This window comes from Clostridium sp. AM29-11AC (genome assembly GCF_003480545.1).
In the GTDB taxonomy this organism is placed as follows: Bacteria; Bacillota; Clostridia; order Lachnospirales; family Lachnospiraceae; genus Otoolea; species Otoolea saccharolyticum_A.
Genome location: NZ_QUJI01000022.1, coordinates 40620 through 50511 on the forward strand (window position 1 = coordinate 40620; position 9892 = coordinate 50511).

At 50.0% G+C, this 9892-nt stretch carries 11 protein-coding genes and 1 riboswitch; of the genes, 3 read left to right on the top strand and 8 right to left on the bottom strand.

The genetic code is table 11. The features are described from left to right. Window positions 1-59: 59 nt before the first annotated feature. The 8 genes from DW757_RS14095 to thiW form a co-directional block, all read right to left on the bottom strand. Window positions 60-1190, bottom strand: a complete 1131-nt coding sequence (locus tag DW757_RS14095) for an aldo/keto reductase (protein WP_118752033.1) — start codon at window positions 1188-1190, stop codon at window positions 60-62. A 308-nt stretch (window positions 1191-1498) separates the two neighbouring features. Continuing rightward, window positions 1499-2089: a cytidylate kinase-like family protein gene (locus tag DW757_RS14100; RefSeq protein ID WP_118752034.1), complete on the bottom strand. Its 591-nt coding sequence runs from the start codon at window positions 2087-2089 to the stop codon at window positions 1499-1501. A gap of 132 nt (window positions 2090-2221) precedes the next feature. After that, complete coding sequence (gene thiD, locus DW757_RS14105; RefSeq protein ID WP_118752035.1) at window positions 2222-3019, bottom strand: bifunctional hydroxymethylpyrimidine kinase/phosphomethylpyrimidine kinase; 798 nt, start codon at window positions 3017-3019, stop codon at window positions 2222-2224. 97 nt (window positions 3020-3116) lie between these two features. After that, window positions 3117-3419, bottom strand: a complete 303-nt coding sequence (locus DW757_RS14110) for a thiamine-binding protein (protein ID WP_008395072.1) — start codon at window positions 3417-3419, stop codon at window positions 3117-3119. Window positions 3420-3446: 27 nt separating this feature from the next. After that, window positions 3447-4088, bottom strand: a complete 642-nt coding sequence (locus DW757_RS14115; protein ID WP_118752036.1) for an HAD family phosphatase — start codon at window positions 4086-4088, stop codon at window positions 3447-3449. After that, window positions 4081-4740, bottom strand: a complete 660-nt coding sequence (gene thiE / locus DW757_RS14120) for a thiamine phosphate synthase (RefSeq protein WP_021965974.1) — start codon at window positions 4738-4740, stop codon at window positions 4081-4083. The genes DW757_RS14115 and thiE overlap by 8 nt, the downstream gene beginning before the upstream one ends. Next, on the bottom strand, window positions 4721-5563 hold the full coding sequence (gene thiM, locus DW757_RS14125) for a hydroxyethylthiazole kinase (RefSeq protein WP_243033714.1): 843 nt from the start codon (window positions 5561-5563) through the stop codon (window positions 4721-4723). Before thiM ends, thiE begins: the two co-directional genes overlap by 20 nt. Before the next feature lie 147 nt (window positions 5564-5710). Continuing rightward, window positions 5711-6271, bottom strand: a complete 561-nt coding sequence (thiW, locus tag DW757_RS14130; protein WP_118752038.1) for an energy coupling factor transporter S component ThiW — start codon at window positions 6269-6271, stop codon at window positions 5711-5713. Between the two features lie 418 nt (window positions 6272-6689). After that, window positions 6690-6796, bottom strand: a riboswitch (TPP riboswitch). A gap of 1004 nt (window positions 6797-7800) precedes the next feature. Here thiW and DW757_RS14135 point away from each other — a divergent pair. The 3 genes from DW757_RS14135 (at window position 7801) to DW757_RS14145 (ending at window position 9864) form a co-directional block, all read left to right on the top strand. After that, window positions 7801-8133: a transposase gene (locus tag DW757_RS14135; protein WP_118752039.1), complete on the top strand. Its 333-nt coding sequence runs from the start codon at window positions 7801-7803 to the stop codon at window positions 8131-8133. Next, window positions 8130-9038, top strand: coding sequence for an IS3 family transposase (locus tag DW757_RS14140; RefSeq protein ID WP_118752040.1), 909 nt, complete (start codon window positions 8130-8132; stop codon window positions 9036-9038). The genes DW757_RS14135 and DW757_RS14140 overlap by 4 nt, the downstream gene beginning before the upstream one ends. A 133-nt stretch (window positions 9039-9171) precedes the next feature. Next, window positions 9172-9864, top strand: a complete 693-nt coding sequence (locus DW757_RS14145; protein WP_243033715.1) for a tyrosine-type recombinase/integrase — start codon at window positions 9172-9174, stop codon at window positions 9862-9864. Window positions 9865-9892 lie beyond the last annotated feature (28 nt).

Here is a 9892-nt window from a genome sequence, read left to right on the forward strand (position 1 = left end):
TCTCAAATCAGTTATTCCGCATGGTTTTTTACTGTACTGCCGTACGCTTTCTCCCAGTCCTAGCCCAGTTTCCTGACAAAATCCTTCATGGCCTCAGAAATTTTAATCTGCTGGGGACAGACAGCCTCACAGCTTCTGCAGCCGATACAGGCAGAAGGCCTTTTATCCTCCGGAATCGCCGAAAGCGCCATGGGAGCGATAAAACCGCCCTCTGTAAAGCTGTGCTCATTGTACAAATTCAGCAGTGAAGGAATGTCAAGCCCTTTAGGACAGTGGCTGACACAATAGTGGCAGGCCGTACAGGGGAGGGCTGTTTTCTTTACCATCCCGTCTGCAATCTCTGCAAGCACCTTTCTCTCCTTCTCGTCTAAAGGCCTCTCCTCCCTGAAGGTTTCGATATTTGCCTGCATCTGTTCCATATTGGACATACCTGACAGGACGACGGTTACTCCCGGGATTGTCTGAAGGAACCGGAAGGCCCAGGCCGGAATGGTCTCATCCGGGCGCAGCTCTCTCAGCCGCTTTTCACTTTCCTCCGGAAGAGAGGCCAGCCTTCCTCCCCGAAGGGGTTCCATTACCCAGACAGGAATCTTCTTCTCTGCTAACAGTTCCACCTTGGCCCTGGCATCCTGAAAATCCCAGTCTATGTAGTTCAGCTGGATCTGGCAGAATTCCATGACGTCGCCGTAGGCGTCGAGGAAGCGCTTCATAACATCCAGGCTTCCATGAACGGAAAATCCCAGATGGCGGATTCTGCCCTCTTTCCTCTGTCGTGTCAGGTACTCGTAAATTCCGTATTTCGGATCCAGATATGCGTCAATGTTCATCTCACAGACATTGTGGAACAGATAGAAATCAAAGTATTCTACCTGGCATTTTTCAAGCTGCTTCTCAAAAATCTCCTCCACCTTATCCATATTGGAGAGATCATAGCCCGGAAATTTCGTGGCCAGATAAAAGCTGTCCCTGGGGTATTTTTTGAGAATCCGTCCCATCACAAGCTCAGACTGGCCATTGTGGTATCCCCATGCCGTATCATAGTAGTTTACCCCATGCTCCATGGCATAGGCGGCCATCTTCTCTGCGGCAGCCTCATCGATCCGGGAATCGTCCCCGTCAATCACCGGCAGCCTCATGGCCCCCATCCCGAGGGCTGAAAGATTCAGGTTCTGAAATTTTTTGTAGATCATATCCGCACACTCCTCCTTCTGTCAGTCAAAATCCTGTGCCGGAGTTTCCATCGTTCTCCAGGAGATGTCTCTGTGACCGTTTCTGAATCTTTTGAAGCTATTGTAAAAGCTATTTCTGGATGCACAGAAACATTCCGGCAAAGTTCCGGCTTTAAACTGATTATATGCCCTGGAGTTCACTCTAAGTCAATACCATTTTTTCTCCCGCACTGTATCCTGCCAGAAAGGGCAGCCTCTGTCATATCACAGAAGCTGCCCCTCTTTAACCTAGTTCTAATCGGTATGATTTTTTGCATTCCTGCTGCATCTTAAAATGCTTCCAGATAGGCCAGCACTGCCTTCAGACAGCCATCGATCCCGGCCAGTCCCGTATCAAGGCACAGATGGTAATTCTGGGCTCTGCCCCAGGTATTTCCCGTATAGTACTGGTAATAATCTTTTCTCTTTGCATCTACTTCTCGGATATGGCGTTCGGTCTCCTTCGGATCCGTGCTCGCTTCAATGGCCATCACCCGCATCACCCGCCGCTCCATCCTAGCGTGCAGGAAGAGGTTGACGCTGTCCTCCAATATCATATCTGCACACCGTCCCACAATCACACACGGGCCGTGGGCAGCCAGGCGTCTGATTACATTGGACTGGGCCACAAACAGCTGATCTGAAATATTTACCCGGTATAAATCTGCCAGAGCCACATATCTCTCATGATTCAGATAATCCGGAATCTCCACCCTCTCGTCATAGCGCCGGAAAGCCTCTTCCGCAATCTCCATATCGTCAGCTGCCATGGAAATCAGCTCCTTATCATAAAAAGGAATCCCCAGAGCTTCTGCGAGCTTCACCCCCAGCTCTCTTCCTCCGCTTCCGAATTCCCGGCTGATTGTTATAACTTTGCTCATAGCATGCACCCCTTTCCTTCATCCTGTCTGGGCAGATATCATGTCTGATATCCCCATTATATCATGCAGTCTGTCGAAAAGGAAGGAAAAACGGCGTTTCAGATCCGCAGTTTAAATTCCAGTGCCCCTCTCCTATTCTGCAAATGTGCCTGTAAGCGCAAAGCCATGATCCATCGGGCCGCTTCCCGCTCCCAGATTAAGCATTTCGGCGAGGGCAAGAGAGAGATAATCCTTGGAGCGGCGGACGGACTCAGACAGGGAGTAACCCTTGGCCAGATTGGAGGCAATGGCGCTTGAAAGCGTGCACCCCGTTCCATGGGTATTGGGATTGTCAATCCTCTTTCCACAGAACCATTCTCCCTTTCGTCCGTCAAACAGGAAGTCATCTGCGTCGCTGACGCTGTGTCCTCCCTTGACCAGCACGGCGCAGCCGAATTTCTCCCAGATTTTTACGGCTGCAGCCTCCATCTCACTCTTTTCCCTTATCTTCATGCCGGCCAGAATCTCCGCCTCCGGTATATTCGGAGTGACCACGAGTGCCAGCGGCATAAGCTCCTTCTCCAAAACAGCGACTGTCTCCGTCTCCATCAGACGTGAACCGCTGGTAGCCACCATCACAGGATCCAGCACAATGCGCTCTGCTCTGTGAAAGCGAAGCCTGTCTGCCGTCATCTGCGCCAGAGCTTTTGAGGGAACCATACCTATTTTTACCGCATCCGGCCGGATATCCTCAAAGACTGCGTCGATCTGCTGTCCAAGAAATTCCGGGCTGCTCTCCAGTATCCCCCTCACCCCTGTGGTATTCTGGGCCGTCAGCGCCGTCACAGCGCTCATGCCATAGACACCGTTCATAATCATGGTCTTTAAGTCTGCCTGGATTCCTGCTCCTCCGCTTGAATCGCTCCCTGCTATTGAAAGTACTGTTTTCACTTTTGTTCCTCCCGCTCTCTGCGCTTCTTCTGCTTACCGCTGTGTCTGTTTCGGCCTTCCGGTGCTTCTTTCGGCCCTTTCCCGGCTCCCGGCACTCCTATTCGTCCCTGTATTTTCCAATCTTCTGATCAATCGTCAGGATCTCCCCATCGGGGCGGTACACAATCTTTACATAGGCTGAAACCTTCGGCGCTCCGGCCCTGACTGCCACATGCTGGCACTCCTTGACAATATCCATCAGTTCGTCATAGCTCTCCCCCTCTATCGTCGTTTCAAAGGGGCCTACTTCACAGTGGAGTCCCGTGCTTTTTATATATTCAATCACCTGATCCACAATCCGGCATACCTCCTGGTCACTGTCCACCTTGGGCAGAACCTGAATTGCAATGCTTGCGCTCATACCACTCTCTCCTCTCTTTTTTCTTTTCTATCCCAGGCAGTCTCTCCAGCTAAGCACCACCTCGTCAGCCATCTGCTTTAACTGGTCAAAATCCTTTGATCCCCTGTCATATACACCGACCACGTAGAATCCCGCCTGTCTCGCTGTTCTGGCAGCAAACAGTGCATCCTCATAGACAGCGATCTTCCCGGGCTGTGCACCGAACCGGCGTGCGGCCTCCTCATAGACCCTGGGGCTGTCCTTTCCGCGGCCTACCTCCTCGCAGGAAATGAGGAACTCGAAATACGGCAGAATACCGAGCCGCTTCAGGCAGTCGCTGACAAGGTGTCTGTCCGTCGCCGATGCAACGCACATTCTGACTCCCTGGCTGGCAAGCCGCCTGATATATTCACCGGCTCCGTCCTTCAGCGGAATATCCTTCCTATAATGCTCCTCTATCATGGCATTCATCTCGCCTGCCACCTGCTCCGGCGTATCCTCCAGGCCGAATGTCCTGACAAACAGAGCCGCAGACTCCGCCATTGTCATCGTTTTAATTTCATCGGCTATGCCCTCCGGGACAGGATGGAGCCCCCGTTTTTTCAGGAATTCCCCGGCCAGCTCCGCCCAGTAGACCATGGAATCTGCCAGCGTTCCGTCCAGATCAAACACAGCAAACTGCTTATCCATGTCTTACCATCTCCTCTGCCAGCTTTCTCAGATTCTCTGCGGCCTCTCCCGGCCGCTCTGCAGCGAAAATAGCTGACACCACAGCCACTCCGTCCACTCCCGTTCCCGCAAGCTCCATCAGATTGGACGGCTGAATACCTCCGATTGCCACAATGGGAATAGAAACAGAATTCCGGATTTCCCGGAGTGCGTCCACAGACAGGTTTCTCGCATCCTTCTTTGTGCTGGTTCCAAACACGGCTCCCACGCCTATGTAGTCTGCCCCTGCCTTTTCTGCTGCGGCAGCCTCCTCAGGCGTTCCGGCTGAAATCCCCAGAATCCGGTCAGGGCCTATCATAGCGCGGATATCGCGCCCTTTTATATCTGACTGCCCCACATGAACACCGTCTGCCTGAATTTTCAGAGCGATCTCCACGCTGTCATTCACCACAAACGGAACCCTGTATTCTGCACAGAGCTCCTTAAGCTCCCTGGCCTCAGCCTCAAAGGAAGCCTCATCCAAGTCCTTCTCCCGGATCTGCAGAAAGGTAGCTCCTCCCTTCAGAACCTCCCTGCATACACCAGACAGACTCTCCCCTTCTCTCAGCCAGGAGCGATCCGTCACCGCATAGAGCAGCATCGCCCTTCTGATCTCATCCCTGGAAAATTTCATACCGCATCCCTTCCTTTAACTGTTCTTCTGTCAGATTAAAAACTGCATCAATTAAGTCCGTGCGAAACGTGGCATTTCCCGTGCCGTTTCGTTTTCTTTTTTCGTCTGCCAGCTCGCCGCAGACGTTCATGACTGCCGCCCCGGCGCATGCAGCTGCAAAGGAGTCCTCCCTCCCTGCACCGGAAAATGCGCCCAGGAGCGCAGTCTGCATACAGCCGCTTCCTGTAATCCTGGCCATCACCGGACATCCGCCCCGGAAGACGGCTGTCTGATTTCCGTCAGAGATCAGATCGATTTCCCCGGATACAGCCGTCACGCTCCCGGTTCTTCTCGAAAGCTCCCTGAACTCTTCTGCGGCCCGGAGAAGATTCTCCTCTGTGACTCGATCGGCTCCGCCTGCATCCACCCCGCTTCCCGCAACCTGCCGGCCGGCCAGATAGCGAAGCTCTGAGGCATTGCCCCGTATAATTGAAAAATGTACTTCCTCAAGCAGCCGCCTGGACTCTCTCCTGCGAAGCTCTGTGCCGCCGGCTGCCACCGGATCGAGAACCACCGGCTTTCCCAGAGCATTGGCCCGCTTCCCTGCCAGAATCATCGCATCAATGTTCTCAATCGCGCCCATATTGCAGACAAGGGCTGCCGCCCCCTCCACTGCCTCTGCCGCTTCCCGTATATCGTGGGCCATGGACGGCGAGCCTCCCGCCGCCAGTATCACGTTGGCACAGTCATTGACCGTGACAAAATTTGTGATGCACTGCACCAGCGGCCCCTGCTCCCTTGTCCTGCAAAACACTTCTAAAATTCTCTCTTGTAACTGATCCATTCCCGGTCCCTTTCCGACTCCTTTTCTGCCTGTTCGGCTCCGTTCTGACCCGTTTCTGGCGTCATTTCTGCCCTGTCCCAGCTTCATGCCGACTCAGATTCATTCCTACTCAGCTTCTGATTTCAGTACAGCACTTAAGCTGACTGTCTATCCGATCGCATCCATCATCCGCCCGAATACTCCGGCGCGCTTTAAAAGCAGAAGCACTGCAATTCCCATGGCAGCTCCGACAGCCGCTGCCGGCGTGTAGAACGGAATATAATAGAAGGGAGACTGGGCATCCAGTCCGTAAAAGATTTTCATCAGAGGGTAGGATACCATGGCTCCGCAGAACCCGGTTCCCACCACCTCCCCTGCAAACACGAGATAAATATTTTTTGTCTTTCTGTACAGAAGTCCTCCCAGAATCGGCCCAAATACAGCCCCTGCCACTGCCTGGATAGTCCGCCCGCACATCATTCTCATCAGCCCGCACAGAAGCGCACTGACAAACCCGTACCACGGGCCCAGAAATACAGCCGCCAGCACATCCACAAAATGCTGAAACGGAGCCATTGCCGGAAAATAGACAAAGGTATTCAGCACAAAGGCCAGACACGCAAACATGGCTGCCAAGACCATTTTTCTGGTTCTAAGGGACATTCCTGTTCTCTGCTGGACAGCTGCCCTGTTTTTCTCCTTCACTGTTCTGTTCACTGTCTTGTTCATTTTTCTACTTCTCTCCTTTGAAATACAGAGAAAACAGCCTGTCACAGCGCCGCTTTCTCCAGAATCAGGACAGAAAGGATTCACTCCTTTCCGCCCGGCGGTTCGGTCGAGACTTACTGGTCTCCTCTCACGCCGGAACACGGCTTCCCATCGCTGTGATACAAGGCACAGGGCGCTCCCCCTCTGCCCGCCGCGGGTTTCCGCGGTTTTTGTCGGCTGGCATCCTTTTTTACTGTCTTTTCATGGACAGCAGATGCTGTTTTCCCACTTCCTTTCCCTTGAGAGAATCTTGTTGGCTTTTCTCCCCTTTTGAGCGGCTTTACAGGCCGTCCGGCTGTTCTGTTTCTTACAGAGCAAAGTCCCGGCGCTGCAAAAGGACAATACAAAAAGAGACGCCTGATGCAGCGTCTCCCGAAAAAAATCTCATCCTTTGACTTCCTACGACGGCATTATCCGCATCAGGTTAAAGGGTCGAAGTTCGATTACTTCCTCTCAGCCTGCCCACAAGCTCCCCTGTTTTTTTATCGTGCCTATTATACCGCCGGATTCTTGAAAATGCAAGTCCAATAGTCTGATCTTTATTTTATTTGTCTCATTTTTTCATCAGAATTAAACCGCACCGGCCATGCAGCCAGTGCGGTCTTTTCATTTCATTATTCGTTTGTAAGGGAATAGTCCCTCCGCTAAGCCCATTCTTCGCCTTTCGGCTCACCTTTCTCTGCTGCTTTGGAATTTAGAACTTCCCAGCCTTAGCAGCTTCCTCAATCGCTACCGCAACTAATTGAAAAGGCTTGATTTTACTGTATCGTTCAATGTATTTGTGTATTACCTGTGAACAATTCAATCTGTTGTAGCAACCTGACCGTCTGAACACGCTGAATCACTTTCAATTAATAAGGTCATCCCTGTACTTTGGCGGGCGTTGTTTCTTTCCCGTCCTAATGCACTTCTGAATTTCTGCAATAATCTCTTCATCCGTTTTCAGAAATCCGATATAGAAACAATAATTCTCACCAAAGCATCTTTCATATTCTTCCAACGCCTTTTGCAATTCCATGTAGATCACTCATCAACACTGAATTTTCTATTGAACACACTGAACAGTTGTGCTATAATGCAATTAGAAAAGGAACAACCGCCCACAAGGGGGTTGACCAGTTAAGAAGATAGCAAAGCCACCCTAAACCGTCCAAAGTATCAGGGTGGTTTTTGCTATGTAAGGCTACTTACAAAACGTAAAAACGAATGTAAGCAATGCCAAAAGGAAAAGACCAAAGGTCATCAAATCCTTAAAATCAAAATGATTTTTCATAGGCATCACCCCCATTCTTTTGGAATGAGGTCAACGCACCCTGTAACACGATTGTTCCATGACAAGATTCTACCATATTCTTTTAACTCTGACAACTCATATAAAGCCCATATACAGGCTTTCATTGCTTTAATGATAATGGTGTGGTATAAAAAAAGTTGACAGCTTATTCTCAAGGATTCCATAATAAAACCAAGAGAATAAGGAGGTATTCAAAGTGGCGCGCAAATATGACCATGAATACAAAGTACAGGCAGTAAAACTTGCCAAAGAAATCGGTGGCGCTAAGGCTGCTAAAGAATTAGGAATCCCTGAAGGAACCATCCATACCTGGCTGAAAGCTGTAAGGGCCGGTAAGTTAGATATCGGGGAAGGTTCCCATACCCCTGCCAGTGCAATGAGCCTGTCAGAAGAGATTGCTATGCTGCGTAAGCGGGTAAAGGAGCAGGATAAAGAAATTCGCCGCTTGAAGGAAGAAAACGAATTTCTGGAGGAAGCCAGCGCTTTTTTCGCCTCCAGCCGTCGGAAGTCAGAAAAAAACAGAGAATGATATTTCTGGCTTTGAAAACAGAGTACGGCAGGATTACCGGGAAAATCTCCTTTTATTGCCGGATGCCTGGTATCAGCCGGCAAGGTTTCTATAAATATCTTGCGAATAAAGACCGTCCTTGGAAGTACCAGGATTTGGCAGATGCCATGAAAGAAATCATCAACGAGGACGAATGTAACGATACTTACGGACGGATCCGGATGTATCAGACACTGTTGCTGAAACAGCCGGAGGGAGTGCATATCTCAAGTGAGCGGACTGTATACCGGGTTATGGATCAAATCGGTCTGAGTCATCGGCCAAGGAGAAAACCGAATGGACTCACAAAGGCAGACCGAGAAGCCATGAAATCGGATGATCTGCTGAAGCGGGATTTCCATTCCAATGTCCCATTAGAAAAGTGCATGACAGATATCACAGAGATTCCGGCATCCAATGGAAAACTGTATGTATCTGCGATTTTCGACTGCTTTGATCTTAGCGTCCTCGGTCTGGCAATGGAAACAAACAGGAAAGCAGATTTGTGTATCCAAACACTGGAAAACGCCCTGACTGCTTATCCCACGCTGGAAGGTGCTGTTATCCACGGCGACCGTGGGACACAGTATACCAGCGAAGTCTATCGTCAAGCTATCCAGAAATATCATATCCACCAAAGCATGAACAGCGCAGGAGGGCGCTGCCATGATAATGCACGCTGCGAGAGTATGTGGGCCAGAATGAAGACAGAGATCCTTTATGACCGTTATGATACAAAGCAGATGACTGTAGAGGAATTAAAGGTACTCATTTGGAGATACTTCCTCAGCTACTGGAATAACCGGAGGATCTGCTCTGCCAATGGAGGGGTTCCTCCCGTGGTAAAACGCAGGCAGTATTATGAGACTTTGGAGCGGGCGGCATAGTCAGTGATATCCTTGAGAAAAATGTGCCAACTAATCTTGACAATATCAAATCGTTCCTTCTGCCAGAAGGACGTGGAAGAGTGCCTTTAGTTACTGCAAGCCCCTGTATAATATGCGGATGCGGGATATACGGGTGAATCATCTGGAACAGACAATCAAAGATGCCACAGTAGGGGCGAATACTAAAGGCAGGATGAAAAGCCTGTTCAATCTCATGTACAAATACGCTATGAAGCATGAGATTGTAGACAAAGACTATGCCGCCTTATGCGACAGCATCAAAAAGCCAAAACTGGAAATTGTCAGAATTCCATTTTCTGATGAAGAAATTAAACGGTTGTGGGATGATATTCATTTCCCGTTTGCCGATATGGTCATGATTGGTATTTTTACCGGGTTCCGGCCGCAGGAACTGGCAATACTGAAAGTTGAAGATGTGGACTTCGAAAACCTGACCATTCAAGGCGGTCTGAAATCAGAATCAGGCAGGAACCGGGTTGTTCCCATTCACCCGGCAATTCTGGAACTGGTCAAGAAGAATTATGACCAAGCCCAAGCGATGCACAGTGACCACCTGTTCAATGATGAATTCGGGCAGCAGGGAACTTTCCTCACATATGACAAATACCGGGGACGGTTCAATAAAGTGATGAAGCGTATGAACATGAACCATAAGCCCCATGACACCCGGCACACATTCATCACCAAGGCAAAGGCTGTTGAGATGCATGAATATATTCTGAAACTGATTGTTGGTCATGCGGTTGAAGATATAACAGAAAAGACCTACACCCACGATTGTGTCAATAGTTTTTCGCAAAATTAAAATCTTGCCGTTTGGCAGCCGGTAGTCA

What these genes read in the sequence shown, in the direction of transcription:
- thiE (WP_021965974.1), bottom strand. Translation starts at nt 4,740, where the DNA reads ATGAAATTTTCCAGGGATGAGATCAGAAGGGCGATGCTGCTCTATGCG.
- DW757_RS14110 (WP_008395072.1), bottom strand. Translation starts at nt 3,419, where the DNA reads ATGAGCGCAAGCATTGCAATTCAGGTTCTGCCCAAGGTGGACAGTGAC.
- thiM (WP_243033714.1), bottom strand. Translation starts at nt 5,563, where the DNA reads ATGGATCAGTTACAAGAGAGAATTTTAGAAGTGTTTTGCAGGACAAGG.
- thiW (WP_118752038.1), bottom strand. Translation starts at nt 6,271, where the DNA reads ATGAACAAGACAGTGAACAGAACAGTGAAGGAGAAAAACAGGGCAGCT.
- DW757_RS14115 (WP_118752036.1), bottom strand. Translation starts at nt 4,088, where the DNA reads ATGGATAAGCAGTTTGCTGTGTTTGATCTGGACGGAACGCTGGCAGAT.
- DW757_RS14140 (WP_118752040.1), top strand. Translation starts at nt 8,130, where the DNA reads ATGATATTTCTGGCTTTGAAAACAGAGTACGGCAGGATTACCGGGAAA.
- DW757_RS14100 (WP_118752034.1), bottom strand. Translation starts at nt 2,089, where the DNA reads ATGAGCAAAGTTATAACAATCAGCCGGGAATTCGGAAGCGGAGGAAGA.
- DW757_RS14095 (WP_118752033.1), bottom strand. Translation starts at nt 1,190, where the DNA reads ATGATCTACAAAAAATTTCAGAACCTGAATCTTTCAGCCCTCGGGATG.